Raw genomic sequence first — 15,819 nt, 5'->3', positions numbered from 1 at the left:
AATGGTCACCGAGACACGTCACGAAGCGCCCGCGGTCAACGCGAACGCGGCCATCATCTGGATGCTGCTCGCAGTGTTCGGGGTGGGAACCGTCGAATACCTCGTCGCCGGAGTTCTACAGGACATCTCCTCCGATGTCGGTGTGAGTAATTCGACTGCGGGCCTGCTGATCACGATCTACGCCGTCACGGTGGTCATCGGCGGCCCCCTTCTCACCATCGCCACCACCAAAGTCCCTCGCACCCCGCTCATCGCCGCTTTGATGGCCTTGTTCGTCATCGGCAACATCGGCACCGCACTGGCCCCGAACTTCGCGACCCTCGTGGTCTTCCGAATCATCACCGCACTCCCCCACGCGACGTTCTTCGCACTGTGCCTGGTGTTGGCAACATCGTTGGTGGAACCGGAATTTCAGGGCCGCGTCATCGCACGCGTGACACTGGGGCTCAACCTCGCCACCGTCCTCGGAGTTCCGTTGGGGACGCTGATCGGCTCGCAGCTCGGTTGGCGTTGGTCGTTCGCCATCGTCGCGCTCTTCCAATTGTTGGTCACCGCCGCCTTGATCGCCTCGACCCGACGAGCAGCACCGTCACATCAGACCGGCAGTGTCACTTCGGAACTGAGCGTGTTCACCCGCGGACCGGTGTTGTGGGCAATCGGTCTCACGGCGCTGAGCCAGGCCGCGCTGTTCGTGGTGTTCACCTACATCGCGCCCTACCTGACCGATCACGCCGGCATCTCCGCATCGACCGTCACCATCGTGCTGTTCGTCTTCGGCGTCGGCTCGGTGGTCGGCAACCAGCTCGGCGGATACTTCGCAGACAAAACACTGGACACGACGCTGTACACGGCGCTGACGGCACTCGCGGGCGCACTCGTCGTCCTGTTCCTCTTCGGCGGCACAGCATGGTTCGCGTTCGCGTGGATGTTCGTTCTCGGTGCCGCGGGCTTCTCGATCATCCCGCCACTGGCCTCGAAGTTGATCGGCGCGGCCAGTGAAGCGCCCCACCTCGCGGCCACCGTCAACATCGCCGGGTTCCAACTCGCCAACGCAGCGGGTGCCTGGATCGGTTCCATCGCCCTGTCGGGAGGCAGCAGCGTCTCGGTCCTGCCTGCCATCGGAGCGGTCCTCGCCGTCGGCGCGGTGGTGCTGCTGTTCGTCAGTCGTCGCGCGTCACAGGTGGCCGCATGAGAGCCGCGGTGATCGACGCGCCGCATTCCGTTTCGATCGTCGAGCTCGACGCACCGGTCTGCGGCCCGGACGACGTCGTGGTCGCTGTCTCGTACGTCGGGCTGTGCGGTACGGATCTGGAACTGTTGCACGGCACGTCCTCGTACCTGACCGACGGGAAGACGTCCTTTCCGCACCACTTCGGCCACGAGTGGGTCGGCGTGGTCGAACGGACGGGCAGCGGCGTCCGCGATCTCGATGCCGGTGACGCGGTCACCGGAAGCACCATGCTCTTCTGTCAGTCCTGCACGGCCTGCGGATCGGGTAAACGAAACCAGTGTTCGGATCTTCGCGAGGTCGGCCTCTACGAACACGGCGGTGCTGCAGCACAATTCCTCGTCATGCCGCGGCGCGCCGTGGTCTCGCTGGGACGGGTGACAGCCGAACCCGAACATGTCCTCATCGAACCGCTGGTGACCGTAATCGAAGCTGTCGACGCGGCATCGGTGTCGCCGGGCGATCGGGTCCTCGTCGTCGGTGCGGGAACCATCGGCAGTCTCGCGGTGGCCATGCTCTCCCGCTACCCCGTCACCGTCGACATTCTCGAACCACGATGCATCGAGCACCTCGACCCAAGCGCGGTGGCTCGGACCTTCACCGAGGCCGACGCTCTGACCGGGCCCTACGACATCGTCGTGGAGGCATCGGGCGGCGTCGGCGCACTGAGCACCGCAATCGGGGTACTGCGCCCCGGTGGAAAGTGCATTCTCGTCGGCGTGGCTGCGCACTGCGAGTCCATCGACCCCGGAGCGGTTGCGCTGGCGGGTATCTCGATCATCGGGATTCGTCACGGTGTCGATCACTATCGCCGTGCTGCGGCGCTCTTCCCGCTCATTCGTCCCGCCCTGGCGGCGCTCATCGACAGCGTGGTCCCGTTGTCCGACGCCAAGGCGGCCTTCGATCGTCTCGAAAGCCACAGGACACGCCCGAAGGTGGTGATCGCAGTTGAGTAGACCCGGCTACACCGTCGTCACCGGTGCCAGTAGCGGAATCGGACGCGCGATCGCCGTGGCCCTCGCACGCGAGGGACACAACCTGATCCTCGGATACGGCAACGGCACCGACCGAGTCAGTCGACTGATCGACGATATTCGAGCGTCGTATCCCGTCGACGCGACTGCGCTCCAGCTCGATCTGCGCGACGCGCGGGCCACGGTCGCCGCAGTCGAGGGCGCGATCGGCATGTTCGGCGAGATCCGATGCCTTGTCAACAACGCCGGCGTCAACGACCGGTCCTCGGCCGACGGTCTCGATGTCCAACGGATCGAGGATGTCCTGGCGATCAACACCGTCACGCCACTTACGTTGGCATCGGCTGTCGGTCGTCGCATGATCTCGGACGGCATCGCGGGCTCGATCGTCAACATCACCTCGGTTCACGATTCGGTGCCCATCACCGGCGGCGCGATCTACTGCGCCAGCAAGGCAGCGTTGGCTGCGTCGGGGAAGGTACTCGCGCTCGAGTTCGCGCGGCACGGTGTTCGCGTCAATTCGGTGGCTCCCGGGGAGACAGCAACCGCGATGAACGGAGTTGTCGACGAATCCGCCTACGCGGAGATTTCGAGGCCGGCCATTCCCCTCGGCAGGCCCGCCGGGGTGAACGAGGTTGCCGCAGCCGCAGTCTTTCTCGCCGGACCGGCATCGAGTTACCTCACCGGTACCACCATCACCGTCGACGGCGGCCTCGTGCTGACCGCAGCGGAGGAAAACGCACGGTACGCGGGCGAGTTGGTGCCCGCAGCCGAACGAGAGGAGATCGCATGAAGGCCGTTGTCATCACCGCCAAGGGTGAACCCGAAGTACTGACTGTCGCCGACGTGGACGAACCCGTCGCCGGACCGGGAGACATCACGGTGTCGGTGGCTGCGGCCGCCGTCAATCCGGTCGACCTCAAGACCCGCTCGGGATTTCTACCGATCGAACTGACGTACCCCGCGGTCCTCGGTTGGGATGTGTCGGGCACCGTCGTCGCCGTCGGACAGTCGGTGACTCGATTTGCACCGGGCGACACCGTGATCGGGATGATTGCGCAGCCGGCACATCGTTTCGGTACCTATGCCGAGCGTGTGGTCGCCGACGAATCTCTGTTCGCACACGCGCCCACCGGCGTCGGCCTGGCGCATGCGGCAGCGATCCCGCTCGCATCTCTCACCGCCGTGCCGCAACTCGACAAGATCGCCCTCGCAGCGCACTCGACAGTCTTGGTGACCGGGGCTGCGGGCGCGGTGGGACGCATCGCGTCGGCGATTCTGATCGGCCGCGGCCACCGAGTGGACGCCCTCGCGCGTGAGTCCGACACCGAGGATCTGCTCGCGCTCGGCGCGCGCCGAGTGTTCGCCAAACCCGTCGACGTGCAGGCCGGTGAGTACGACGCCGTCGTCGACACCGCAGGCGTGGTGGAGACCATCGACTCCGTGCGCGACGGCGGCGCGTACGTCTCGATCGAGGACGGCGACCAACCACAACCACAACGCGGGATCACCCCGGGCAAGAGCTATGTGAACGAGGACGGACCGGGACTGGCGGAGATCTCCGCGCTCGTCTCGGCGGGCACGCTCACTGTCCCCGTTGCCCGCGAATTCGGATTCGACGAGGCCTCGCAGGCGCATGCGCTCCTTGCGGCCGGTGGAACCCGAGGAAAGGTACTGCTGATCCCATGACCACGACCGAAGGAATCCAAACATCGCTCACCACAATAGGTATCACCGTCCCGGACGCCCACCAGGCCGCTGACTTCGTCGCATCGCTCGTCGGCGCGACTGCCACGGACGGTGCCTCGGTGCCGGTCTCGGGCAGCGTCACCGTCGAGTTCACGTCCTCGGCTTCGGCCGAACAGACCCCGCCGCGAATAGTAGATGTGGGAACCAATCACCTGTGCTTCACCGTCGGAGACATCGACGCTGCAGCGGGTTACCTCGATGAACAGCAGGATGTTTCGTTGCTCGGCGATGTGATCACCGTCCCCGAGGGTCCGATTGCCGGCAACAAGTGGATCTACTTCAGATCGCCGTGGGGCACGTTGTTCGAGCTGCAGCAGTGGCCCGAGACCCCGGGCTACTTCGGCCACACCGACGCCCGGCTGCATCATCGACGTGACGATATCCCCTCGGCGCTGCTGCCGACCTGCCGAGGGCTCGACCATTCCGGGTACAGCGTGGCGGATCTCGATGCGACCATCGCGCAGCTGGTGGGCTCGCACTCCGCAACCGAGGTACTGCGCACCGAGATCGAAGCAGACCGCGGATTCATGCGAGCGCAATTCGATCTCGAAGTGGAAGGTACGTCCAGGATGGCAATGGTGTCGGTCGGTGAGCTCAATGTGGAACTGTTCGAGCATCACATCGGACGCAAGCACGGTGCCCGGCCGCTGACGGCCAACGGTGGCAATTTCCTCACCCTGCCCACCAGTGATCGGAACACCGGCGCACGTCGACTGTTTCCGGGTGCGCCGTGAAGTACGGGCTCAATCTGCCGAACTTCGGGCCACAGATCGATCCGGACGGGCTCCTCGGATGGGCACGCACTGCCGAATCGGCCGGATTCGACAACATCCTGCTCTCGGATCACGTGGTACTGACCGACGATGCGAATCGCCGCTCCCCCGCGCCGTTCTACGAATGCCTGACGACGCTGTCGTGGCTTGCCGGGCAGACCGACTCGATCCGTCTCGGTAGCGGAGTGCTGATCGGGAGCCATCGCCATCCGGCATACCTCGCGCATGCCACCGCAACGATCGACCAGCTCAGCGCCGGACGACTCATCGTCGGAGTCGGCGTGGGTTGGACGGCGCAGGCGTTCGACGTTCTGGGTGTTCCGTTCCACCGCCGGGGCAGGCTGACCGACACCACACTCGACACCCTGGCAGCCGCCTGGGCGTCGGAGACCTACGAATCCCCCGGTGCCAGCGGCACATCCCGCCGTATCCACGGTGGGCCGATGCCGGTGCAGTCGCCACATCCGCCGCTGTGGATCGGTGGCAACGGCCCGGCGGCGATCGACCGGACCAATACCCGCGGCACCGGTTGGCATCCACTGCACCCGTCGAGACAACTGTGCATCGCAGGATCGCGAGCCCTGCACGAGGACAAGGAGTTCGTCCCGAGAATCTACTTTCTCCCCACCGACACTCCGGTGCAGTCGCCCAATCGTCCCCTCGGGTACGGGACCGTGGACCAGATCCGTACCGACATCGAATTCCTCAGCGAATTGGGTGCCGGCACCGTGGTTCTCGATACCGACCCGGGCGACCAACGACTACGCCGCTCCACCGCAGACGATCTCGAGCTCGTCCGCTACGCCGGCGACGCCTTGGGGATGCGAGCGGAGGCTACGGTATGAGTCTGCAGCCCGGCCCGCTTCGCGGATCCATCACGGCAGCTGCATTCCTGTTCGACATGGACGGCACACTCGTCGATTCCCACGAGTCGATCGAGGCGGTGTGGTTCGAGTTCGCCGAACGCCACGGCGTCGACAAGGCCGTGATGGCCAAGGCCCTGCCGGGGCGACTGGCCGCCGACATCGTTCTGCGTGTACTCGGCCCCACTGCAGACCTCCGTGCCGCGCTCCGATGGATTCGAGAACGCGAACACCAGAACCTGGTGCCGGTTCGGCCCATCGCCGGTGCGCAGAAGTTTCTCGACGCGGTGCCACCGGACCGATGGGCGGTGGTGACGTCGGCATCGCGTTCGATGATGGTGCGACGCCTCACCGCGGCCGGACTTCCGACGCCGCGTGTTGCCGTGTGCGCCGAGGACGTCGCCGTCGGCAAGCCTGATCCCGAGGGATTTCAGTATGCCGCAGAGCAATTGGGTGTGGCGATCGAGTCGTGCATCGTTTTCGAGGATGCCGACGCCGGGATTGCCGCAGCTCATGCCGCCGGCGCGCGGTGCATCGCGATCGGCAACGAGTCCGGTCCACAGGTTGCCCGCGTACACGACTTCGAATCGATGCGGGTGGCGGTAAGCGACGGCGGTCTGGTGATCGACGTGGACGGGGTGACGTGAACACCACAGTCTCGGTCGATCTCGGCGGGACGTGGCTGCGCATCCGACACGGCGGTGCCACCGAGCGGCTGCCGTCTCCCAGCTCGATCAGGCAGCCCGGCACACCGTCCGACGAGCTGTTGGAGCAACTGGTGGATACCCTCGATCTCCATGTTCCACAGGGTGCTGCGGCCAACATTTCGTGTGGCGCTGCGCTCGACGAGCAGAACGGTGTTGCCCTCGGTTCCGGGCCCCTGTGGGGAGGCGCGCCGACCGGTGAGATTCCCCTGCTCGACGTCCTGACCTCTCGACGCCCCGATGTGCGATGGCGGCTCGTCAACGACGTGACGGCTGGGCTGGCGTCCTTCGCACTCGGGTTCGCTCGACCTACCGACCGTCACATCGCCTACCTCACGATCAGCAGCGGAATCGCCGCGCGCACTGCAGTTCTCACCGACAGAACCATCCCGGTCGACCACCGAGGTCTACAGGGTGAGATCGGCCATCTGCGGGCAACGAGTTCCGCCCCCGAGGCAGTGCGGACGTTGCCCTGCGCATGCGGCGGCATCGGGCACGTGTCGTCCATCTCGTCCGGCCCCGGAGTAGAGGCGGTGGCGGAGGTACTCGGCATTGGTTACGACGTCGACACCTTCGCGGCGTCGCTTACGGCCGGACACGTAGACGCGGTCAGGTTGCTACGGATTGTGGTGGAACCGATCGCCGAACTGATCAGGACCATGATCACCCTCGACCCGCGCTTGGACCGAATCGGCATCGGCGGTGGCGTCGCGGAGGGACTGTGCGAGTTCTACGGACGTGAGCTCGAGGAACAACTCGCGGAGACACGCTCGTACGCCGACTCCCTCACCTCGGAGCGTGTCACCGAGATCATCCACCTCTGCAAGCCCGGCGACATCGACACTCTGGCCGGAGCCGACGCCATCGCCGACGGCTATCTGCGCGCCACCAAGACCTGAAAGAGGCTCCATGACAACGCAATCGACTCATCGCGCCATCGTTCGACAGGGCAGCCACTCGACCGTCGAAGAGCGTCGGACGCCGACGCCCGGGCCGGGAGAGCTTCTGATTGCCCCGGAGTCGGTGTCGTTGTGCGGGACGGACATTCAGATCGTGCGCGGTGACCGAGACGATCCGTCCCCGATCGTCGGGCACGAGGGAGCTGCCCGTGTTATAGAGGTCGGTACCGGGGTGTCGGGGTTCGCCGTCGGCGATCGTGTTGTCGTCAATCCGACGCACCCCCACGACTCGTCGTTCCTCCTCGGCCACAACGTCGAGGGGTTGTTCCAGCAGCGCGTCGTCATCGGCGCGTCCGCTGTCGGCGGCGGATTGGTGTCGCTACTTCCGACTGATTTGTCCAGTGCCCGGGCGACTCTCGTCGAACCGTACGCCGTCGTGCGCTATGCACTCTCGTGCCTGGCGCGGGAGACCCCAGAGACACTGCTGATCTTCGGGGACGGTTTGATCGGCAATCTCGCAGCCACACTCGCTCGGTCCGTCCTGTTCCCCACCGTGGACGTCGCGATGGTGCACCGTACCGAACTGGGTACGAAGTGGACTGCGAACCATCTCCCGTACGTGAAGAACTTCGCCGTCGATGACGAGTGGGAGCGACACCTCACCGGATCGGTCGCAGTACTCGTTGCCACCCATCGCGCCGGGACGGTGGCGTCCATCGACGCGGCTTTGCGACGTCTCGGCGATCGAGTGGTGGCGGTACACCCGATCGGCGGGGTGCCTGCCAAGGCCACCTCCGATCTGCTCCCCGGCGTGGATATCGCCGGCGTGCGGCAGGCCAATACCGGCGGCCCGACTCCGCCTGCGGTGACCACGTTCACGCGCGGCTCTCAGCGCGTGGCGCTGACGGGCAACCGGGGCGTCACGAACGGTCAACTCACCGCAGCAGCAACGGCACTGACATTCGCCGAGGACTCGATCGATGGACTTCTCACCCACCGACGCGGGATAGACGAGGGCACGGCATTGATGAACACCATCTGCGAGCAACGAACGCGAATCGTCGACGACGAACTCGTGATCCGGTTGGTCGTGGACCTCAACAGCCACGACTGACCGCCGATCGCTTCGGACTACTCGTCGACCTCGACGCCGTATCTCACGGCCAGTTCCGCCAACCCGTCGTCGTAGCCCTGACCGATGGGCCGAAAGCGCCAACCGCTCCCCCGGCGGTAGATCTCGGCGAGCAGCATCGACTGTTCGGTCGTGGCTGCGTCGAGCACGGCCGTGGCGACGGTCGAATCGACTCCATCGAGCGATATCGAGACCGCGCCGACATCGCCGAACGTCTTGTCGCCGTCTATGGCTGCGGCGACGACGATGCGTGCGCAGTCCTCGGGAACCAGCGCCAGATCGATCCGCACACCCTGCTCACTGTCACCGTCGATCGACATCGAGACGGCACCATCCGAGGTGGCCGGAGCGTTGTAGAAGACGAAATCCTCGTCGCTGGAGACCAATTCGTCGTCATTGACCAGGAAAGCAACGACGTCGACACCGACCTGTCCGGAGTCGACGGCGCGCCAGGAACTGTTGACCGTCAGCACTGTCCGATCAGGGTCGAGGTCGACGACGCCACCCCGTGGCACCAGCGGGGTGATTCGAGGCCGCCGAGCAGGCAGTGGCGCAGGCACCTCGATCTTCAGTTCACGGTCGATCGATGCGGGCGTCAGCAGCGTCAGGTCCCGTTCTTTGACCTTCGGCATTCGAGGATCTCCGTCGCCGCCGTCGAGGATCAGGATGTCGGTCACGCCTGCACTGAGATTCACAGCCGGTGTGGCACCGAGTTGGATCAGGCGCGACCGCATCAGCACGGACTCAGCGTGGGAACCACCCATGACCAGGACCCTTCTTGCCTGCCAGGGCTTATCGACGGGAGAGGACTGCTGCACGGGTGGCTTCAGCTGGGTCTGCGGCCGAGTACCTTTCGGCGTTCCTGGCTGCACATCCCGGAGTAAGTCGAGCAACTCCGACTCCGAGATGATCCGAAGGCCATGGGCGCGAGCCCGTTCGACCTTTCGGCTTTCCGTTGTGGGATCCGAACACACCACCACGCTGGTGAACCGGCTGACGGAGTTCATCACGTCCAGGCCCGCTTCGGTGAGCTGCGCGGCCAAACGCAATCGCGGAATGCGCGTGTCGCCGCTGATGACGACTCGCATGCCCTGAATCAGACCGCCGTCTTCAGCAAGAGGACCGGGGTTCTCCCACGTGCAATGTGTGCGAGGAACAGTATCCGGATACAGAGTCAGGCGCTCGGTGCACGTGACGACGGGAAGGGGAAGTTCGAGCGACCTGGCCAGTCGAGCACTGTGGGTGAACACCTGCGCCAGCACGCGGGCATCGTCGTAGGCGTCGTGTGCATTGGACTGCAACACTTTCCAGTGCGCGGCGAGGGTGGATAGCTTGTGGTTGGGAGTATCGAGTTGTAGCCGCCTCGACAATGCCACGGTGCACAATCGTTGCTTCGTCGGCATGTCGATGCCCGCACGCATCGATTCGAGCTTCAAGAAGCCGTGGTCGAAACTCGCGTTGTGCGCGACCATGGTTCGACCGTCCAGCAAATCCATGAGTTGCGGGGCGATCATGTCGAACGTCGGTGCACCGGCGAGTCGTTCGGGCGTCAGTTTGTGGATGTGCACCGGACCGGGATCGCAGCCCGGGTTGACCAGAGTCGACAGTTCGCGTCCGACGCGTCCGTCCTCGTCGACCGTCAGAGCGGCCACGCTGAGTACCCGATCACGGGACGCCTTCAGACCCGAAGTCTCGACATCGACGACGACCCACCTGTCGCTGCCGCTTCTGAGCGCGTTCCTCACAGAGCTTCCACCTTCGACCGCGTCGGACAGTGGTGGTCACTATGCCGTACGGGCGATCCTCAGTACGGAAAATGCCGATCGCGGGTCCCTCTATTCACACTGCGAACCGGTGATGTAGCCCTGCTCGCAGCCATACTGGGTCTGTACGTCTCCGCTGGTCGGTTCCTCGCCGCACAGAACTCCGCACCGCTCATACCCATTCACCGCGCCATCACCGTTTCGATCTTCGGACTCGTCGTACGGATACCCGGACTCGGGCGACGGCGCGGTCGCAGCACATCTCGGGTCGTTCACCGCGTACGAGCCGTCGGTGAAGACTGCGGTGCCGCCGTAATCGCAATATCTCAATTCAGGAGCCGCAGGCGCGACGAACGTGTCGCATTCGGCTTCGTACCCTGTCGTTCCGTCTGAGTACAAGGCGGTTCCGGATTGATACAGGTCCAAGTCTCCGCACTCGTAGGTGACTGGTTGAGGCTGAGGAACTGGCGGGTCAGGTGCAGCCGGAGCGGCCACGGTGGAGGTAGGCAATGCCGACACAGCAGCGCTCGAGCTGCTCGTCGCAGAAACAGCGTCGCTCGGTGTCTCGGTGGGACTGCTCGAGCAGCCGACGCAAGCGAGGGCTATTGCGGTGATTGCAATGAACGTTCTCATGGACATGGCAACTCCGAACCGGTCGAGAATGCGTGGACCCGCCCACGGCACAGGCCATGTCGGCTCAGTATCGCAGGGATCTGCGCGCGAAAACGCATGATTCGATGTTCGGATCGAGCGCTATGCCTTAATACGCATGCGTAAGCGGGTTCCACACGACAATTTTCACGGGTAATCTCCTCTATGCATGTCTATGCAAGCACAAGGAGCAAATGTGGCCACCCCACGACGACGAACCCGACTGCCCTCGAGTGAGCTGGCCGAATCCTTCGTCGCTCGTCGGCATCAATTGCGCCTCACTCAAGCAGAACTGGCATTGCTTGCAGGAGTTGGTCGATCGACAGTCCAAGCTCTCGAAGGCGGGAAGAACTCGGTCCAACTCGACGGTCTAATCGCAATTGCGGATGCTCTGGGCTGCAGCATCTCTCTGAACACTCGGGCTGATATCCCTGTGCCGCCGCTCGATCCGCGCTTATAAAGACAGCACTGTCTCGCCCTACTGCATCGGAATATGTTCATAAGTCGACGAACACCACAGCGACGACTAGTCGATCCCGGCCGTCACTGGTACTCGAGCGCTTCAGAATCCGCCGCCTCAGCACGTGTGAACAGCGTTCGCCTTCGCAGCCTCGAGTGACTGGTCCTGCGGGAAGAACCACACGAATGACCTGTACATCGAGATCCCGTCGCATGCACCGAGGTCGAAGGCAACGATCGATGCCCGTTCCTGTGGTGCAGCGCCGGGTGAAGGGGTCTCCGGGGTGACATGAGCGGTCGTGCCGGTTCCGATGGCCGTCGGCCCACCCCACGAATCCCACACGATGTCGGTGACAATCCCGGACAAGGACGCACCACCGTTGCTGATCTCCGGAGGCCGGACCTCCCCGTACCCCACTTGATATGTGTCGGTTGCCATTCCGAGCACAGGGTCGACGCCACCCGACGTAACCGTCGACACCGGTGTCGCGGCACCACGTGCCTCGATGTACTCGAACTGATATCCGTCGGTCGAGAACGTGAACCCTTTACCGGATCGGTCCGAGCGGCACGACACGCCGGACTCCTGCACGTTGCAGGAAAACCCGATGGTAGACAACGTTTGTCCGTACGAAAGGACAGGAGTTGTGTCGTTACGCCAGAACAACGCCTGGCTCAGGCTCGCGAATCTGGCGTCTTCCGTTGCGTTCACGAGGATCGCGTTCGGGGCAGTCGCATCGCGGCTGTAGTGGTCGGGTACCGATGGCGCACCCGCCACGTTCATCGGCATGCTCGACGACGGCTGACAACCAGCCATCAGATCGTCACTGCCGCCCTGCGCACTGTCCGCCAGAATGGCACATCGCCACAATCCACTGGGCGTCGTGAAGAAGAATCCCTGCAGACCTCCTTCTCCCCAGGCGAAGGTCGCCGGGTCCACGAGCGAGATGGCCGCGGCTGACGGTGGCGATGGCAGCGGATCGGTCGTCGAGACCTCGAATGTCGACTGTTCCGGCACGGCGGTCGTCTCAGCGAAGGCAGAGACCGGAGCACTTACACGGGAACACCCCGCCACGACGACAAGAAGCGAGGCACACACGATGAGCAGCGACGTACCGGCGCGCATCAGATCGAGCTGGTCCCGCTGTTGCGGGCCCACTCTGCGATGAGTTCGTGGTCGTACTGCTCGGCTCGAATACGCAGATCGGTGTAGATGAGCAGCTGCAATACACGGAATCCCGCAATCATGATTCCAATTACCACCGCGTAGACCAGCAGGTTGAAACCGAAGATCGTCGTGACGAGCATCAACGGAACGAAGCACAGTGACCAGAGCAGGTGGATCCCGATCAGCCTGCCCCAGGCGGGTTTCGACAGACTCACCGATCGACGTAGGGAATCGACCACGCCTCGACTCTCGACGACCAGAACGACCGGCGACAAGCTGAACAGGATGGACGCAGCGAACACGCCGAGGCTGACGAACGGCACCAACATGAGGCTGCCCAGTCCGCCACCCTGCGACAACAGTGCTACAAAGACGAGGCTGGGTAGAGCGGACAGACCATAGAACGTCAGCGTCATCCGGCATACCGCGAACATCCGGCTCCGTGCGGTGTTCCACACGTCGAGCAATCCAACCGGCAGTCCGCGCACGGCTCGTTCACTCGCGACTACCGACAACGCCAACAGCAACGCGTCGGCCGGCAGCGCGATCGCCATGATGAGCAGCAACCAGGCGAGGAACAGGAGCAACAAACTCGAAAACGGATTGTCCGACAACACAAGTGCGCTGTCACTGAACGATGACGACGCACCGAGCGCGAACATCCCGATCGCGGAGATCGACACGAAGACAATCGCGAGGAACACGAGCAGGATTGCCGCTGGGATACCCACCAGCGTGGGCCAATTCTTGGAGACCACTTTCCAAGCTCCGTAGAACAGTTCGGCTATTGTCATGGCTCGGAACGGAATCGGCGGTGCCGGTTCGGTGCGTTTCGGTTCGGCGGGCGGCCGCGCACCCAGGACCGGGGCAGCAAGTCGGTGCTGTTCGAGCACCTCACGAATGTCGGGCGTCCAGCCGATCTCTCGCTGACGGATGTACCAACTTCCGGCACCTGCGGCCAGTGCGATCAAAACCCATCCGAACGTGGAATCCGAAAGCATCGCGGCCAGTAACGAAACAGCCGCCAGAGCTGCGAGCGCATGCCACAGGTGCAGGTCGAATCGCAGGTCAGGCTGAGCCCCTCGAGTCTGCTGGTCGTCGAGTTCGTCTGGGAAATCCCCTGCATCGGAGTTCATGAACAGTGATTCCTTCCCCACAATTGACACACGCCGATCCGCGAACGACCGCGGGAAAAGCCCGTTGAGTCACACGACGATAAATTCGTCCCAACCCATTTGCTATCCCACGTTCAACCGACATGATCGACCAGCAGGTTGCGAGGTCGGTTGTTCAGCCGATGCCGGGAAACAGCCCACTCATCTAGATTGTCGATATGCTCCGTCGCGTCAAACATGTTCACGTCCTTGCCGTTTCCGTCGCTCTGCTGATCGGTGGATGCGGCGCAGACGAAGCATCTACGCTGTCGACGGACTCAGGCGATCCAGCAGTCGCGTCGGTCACCGATGTTCCGACCGAAGGCATCTCCGAAACGCCGACACCCCCGGCCACTCCGGCTGGAAATCCATGTGTGGGCACCAGAGGTGCATGCGAGGTAGTTGCGTCCGTCGACGTCGACGGCGACAACAACCCCGACAATGTGGGAATCGAACTCGTCGACGCCCAGATCACTGTACGAATCGACACCGGAACATCGCTCACGACATCGAGTGTGCCGAACAAGCACATATTTCCCGACGACATCACTCCGTCCGGGGTGTTCGTCGGAGCCTTCAACATCACTCGTGAACAGGGTGCCGATATCGTCGTCGACGCCAAGATGGGGTTGGGCGGCTTCGAACTGTTCGGGGTGATCGGTTGGGACGACGGCCCAGTTTCAGTGCCTGCACCCGAAGGTGTCATCAGTCCGGGCGAAACCGCGTACATGTGGGCGGTGCCGACCGAGATGTATCGGGTGTTCGTTCGATGCCCCGAGCCAGGTTCGGTCGGTGTGGTGAAGACTGAGGCAGACGTCAGCTTCGGTATCGTCACGCCCGGTGGGGCCTATAACGAGACGACCACCTCACGCTGGGTCGGCGACAACTGGACCGTTGCCGACACGAACCGTGTGGCCGGTCAGTACGTGAGTGCGGATCGTTCGGCTCTGTCGGGAACCTTCGAGTGCCAGGCCGCGCATTCCGCGCCCCCAGCATTCGCTCCGATTGCAGCGCAGGAGAATCCGAACATGGTTCTCGGCGGCACCCCACTGAGCAACTCGGAGGGGTATGGCGAAATTCGTCCGGAAGCCGTGTACTTCGGCGGCTCTCCAAGCGGTTACATCGGTGACATCGTGTGGGATTCCTGGGGTGGCGAACGGGCGGTGGGCCACGGCATGGCACCGTACGTATCCCCGACGGGCACGGTTGCGAGTGCACCCATGACCCCGGCAGAAATCGTTGCCTACGAGCCGAGTACGTGCAACGGTCTGCCTGCGTACGTCAAGGTTCAGTGGTACTTCCCGTCCGAGGGGCAGTCGTTCGATCCTTCATATGCGAGCACGGTCTGTTGAGTGCCGTCTCGCTGAAGTCGATAAATGCCGTCCAGAATTCCAGAGGGTATCTGGCCAATCCTGGCTGCGTTTCGGGCTAAGGACAGACCTATCTGTCCGTGGATGAGGGCGGATACCGATCCCGCTTAACCGCCTCGGCAGCGAACTCCTTCGGGTCGGCCCGAACCATTCTTACCAATGCCCATGAAGAGCGACCCCGTTTGAAGGTCGTTCACATCGCTCCCTTCAAAGATCAACTTGCGTCGTTCGGCGAAGCCCGATTCGGGCGGGGCGCGATCGCAGCTTCCGCGCGCGGTTGCGGCTATCAGATTTCTTGGCGACCCAGTTGCGGACAGGACAGAGTGCGTCAGATCGACGCCTGCTCAATCAACACGATCCCCTTGGCAATCTGTTCGATGCCTGGTCGACTGAAAGGATCACTCTTACAATTCATAGACGCCGAGGAGGACCCATGACCGATCCTGCACGCACCGACGAGTACTTCCTCGGACTTGCAATCGAACAGGCCCAGATCGGCTGGGATGAGGGCGGCGTTCCGATAGGCGCGGCACTCGTCCACGATGGCGAAGTTCTTGCGGTGGGTCGAAACCGCCGAGTCCAGATGGACAGCGCAATCCGTCACGGTGAAACCGACTGCATCGAACGAGCAGGCCGACTTCCCGCCTCGGTGTACCGAAAGTCGGTGCTCTACACCACGTTGTCTCCGTGCTTTATGTGCGCGGGAACCGCTCTGCTGTACGAGATTCCTCGGATCGTCGTAGGTGAAAACCGCTCCTTCGAGACATCGGAAAGCCTGCTGCGCGAGCACGGCGTGCAGGTCGACGTCGTCGACGACGCGGAATGCGTTCGACTGATGGAACGCATGCTCGCCGAGCGACCGAGCCTGTGGTTCGAGGACATCGGGGAGGACGCATAGGCGGCACCGACGAACCGGTCCTGTCCGAGCTCGA

General features: G+C 63.5%; 15 protein-coding genes. 12 read left to right on the top strand and 3 right to left on the bottom strand.

Features of this window, described 5'->3' with window-relative positions; translation table 11 throughout:
• Nucleotide 1: 1 nt before the first annotated feature.
• From CH274_RS16800 to CH274_RS16760, 9 genes are read left to right on the top strand one after another with little or no spacing between them, the layout of a single operon-like run.
• Entirely contained in the window at nucleotides 2-1,192 is a 1,191-nt protein-coding gene (locus CH274_RS16800) for an MFS transporter (protein WP_094658213.1), read from the top strand.
• Nucleotides 1,189-2,184, top strand: coding sequence for a zinc-dependent alcohol dehydrogenase (locus tag CH274_RS16795; protein WP_094658212.1), 996 nt, complete (start codon nucleotides 1,189-1,191; stop codon nucleotides 2,182-2,184). Before CH274_RS16800 ends, CH274_RS16795 begins: the two co-directional genes overlap by 4 nt.
• Nucleotides 2,177-2,995 carry an SDR family NAD(P)-dependent oxidoreductase gene (locus CH274_RS16790; protein WP_094658210.1) on the top strand — a complete coding sequence of 273 codons (819 nt, stop codon included), beginning with the start codon at nucleotides 2,177-2,179 and terminating at the stop codon, nucleotides 2,993-2,995. The genes CH274_RS16795 and CH274_RS16790 overlap by 8 nt, the downstream gene beginning before the upstream one ends.
• Nucleotides 2,992-3,891 (top strand): NADP-dependent oxidoreductase, encoded by a 900-nt coding sequence (locus CH274_RS16785; protein WP_094658209.1) that lies wholly within the window; start codon nucleotides 2,992-2,994, stop codon nucleotides 3,889-3,891. Before CH274_RS16790 ends, CH274_RS16785 begins: the two co-directional genes overlap by 4 nt.
• Nucleotides 3,888-4,685, top strand: a complete 798-nt coding sequence (locus CH274_RS16780; RefSeq protein WP_094658207.1) for a VOC family protein — start codon at nucleotides 3,888-3,890, stop codon at nucleotides 4,683-4,685. The genes CH274_RS16785 and CH274_RS16780 overlap by 4 nt, the downstream gene beginning before the upstream one ends.
• Nucleotides 4,682-5,569 (top strand): TIGR03619 family F420-dependent LLM class oxidoreductase, encoded by an 888-nt coding sequence (locus CH274_RS16775; protein WP_094658205.1) that lies wholly within the window; start codon nucleotides 4,682-4,684, stop codon nucleotides 5,567-5,569. The genes CH274_RS16780 and CH274_RS16775 overlap by 4 nt, the downstream gene beginning before the upstream one ends.
• Nucleotides 5,566-6,234 (top strand): HAD-IA family hydrolase, encoded by a 669-nt coding sequence (locus CH274_RS16770; RefSeq protein ID WP_094658203.1) that lies wholly within the window; start codon nucleotides 5,566-5,568, stop codon nucleotides 6,232-6,234. The genes CH274_RS16775 and CH274_RS16770 overlap by 4 nt, the downstream gene beginning before the upstream one ends.
• On the top strand, nucleotides 6,231-7,190 hold the full coding sequence (locus CH274_RS16765; protein ID WP_094658201.1) for an ROK family protein: 960 nt from the start codon (nucleotides 6,231-6,233) through the stop codon (nucleotides 7,188-7,190). Before CH274_RS16770 ends, CH274_RS16765 begins: the two co-directional genes overlap by 4 nt.
• A gap of 10 nt (nucleotides 7,191-7,200) precedes the next feature.
• On the top strand, nucleotides 7,201-8,304 hold the full coding sequence (locus CH274_RS16760; protein WP_094658199.1) for an alcohol dehydrogenase catalytic domain-containing protein: 1,104 nt from the start codon (nucleotides 7,201-7,203) through the stop codon (nucleotides 8,302-8,304).
• A gap of 17 nt (nucleotides 8,305-8,321) precedes the next feature.
• On the opposite strand, the gene CH274_RS16755 is transcribed toward CH274_RS16760, so the two are convergent.
• Nucleotides 8,322-10,067 carry a TerD family protein gene (locus CH274_RS16755; protein ID WP_094658198.1) on the bottom strand — a complete coding sequence of 582 codons (1,746 nt, stop codon included), beginning with the start codon at nucleotides 10,065-10,067 and terminating at the stop codon, nucleotides 8,322-8,324.
• 838 nt (nucleotides 10,068-10,905) lie between these two features.
• Between CH274_RS16755 and CH274_RS16740 the strand changes: the two genes are divergently transcribed.
• Nucleotides 10,906-11,196, top strand: coding sequence for a helix-turn-helix domain-containing protein (locus CH274_RS16740; protein ID WP_306436607.1), 291 nt, complete (start codon nucleotides 10,906-10,908; stop codon nucleotides 11,194-11,196).
• Nucleotides 11,197-11,313: 117 nt separating this feature from the next.
• Here CH274_RS16740 and CH274_RS16735 read toward each other — a convergent pair whose 3' ends face one another.
• Both CH274_RS16735 and CH274_RS16730 read right to left on the bottom strand, forming a co-directional pair.
• Entirely contained in the window at nucleotides 11,314-12,213 is a 900-nt protein-coding gene (locus CH274_RS16735; protein ID WP_143546598.1) for a DUF6636 domain-containing protein, read from the bottom strand.
• A 107-nt stretch (nucleotides 12,214-12,320) separates the two neighbouring features.
• Nucleotides 12,321-13,499, bottom strand: a complete 1,179-nt coding sequence (locus CH274_RS16730) for a hypothetical protein (RefSeq protein WP_143546597.1) — start codon at nucleotides 13,497-13,499, stop codon at nucleotides 12,321-12,323.
• 197 nt (nucleotides 13,500-13,696) lie between these two features.
• On the opposite strand from CH274_RS16730, the gene CH274_RS16725 reads away from it, so the two are divergent.
• The gene (locus tag CH274_RS16725; protein ID WP_094658189.1) at nucleotides 13,697-14,869 is read left to right on the top strand and encodes a hypothetical protein; all 1,173 of its coding nucleotides are present in this window, start codon (nucleotides 13,697-13,699) and stop codon (nucleotides 14,867-14,869) included.
• Between the two features lie 451 nt (nucleotides 14,870-15,320).
• A complete protein-coding gene (locus CH274_RS16720; protein WP_094658188.1) occupies nucleotides 15,321-15,785 on the top strand; it encodes a nucleoside deaminase in 465 nt (154 codons plus the stop codon).
• The last annotated feature ends 34 nt before the right edge of the window (nucleotides 15,786-15,819 follow it).

Origin of the sequence: Rhodococcus sp. 06-418-5 (assembly GCF_002258285.1) — a bacterium.
Lineage (GTDB): Bacteria > Actinomycetota > Actinomycetes > Mycobacteriales > Mycobacteriaceae > Rhodococcoides.
This window is presented reverse-complemented; position numbering and strand designations above follow the sequence as displayed.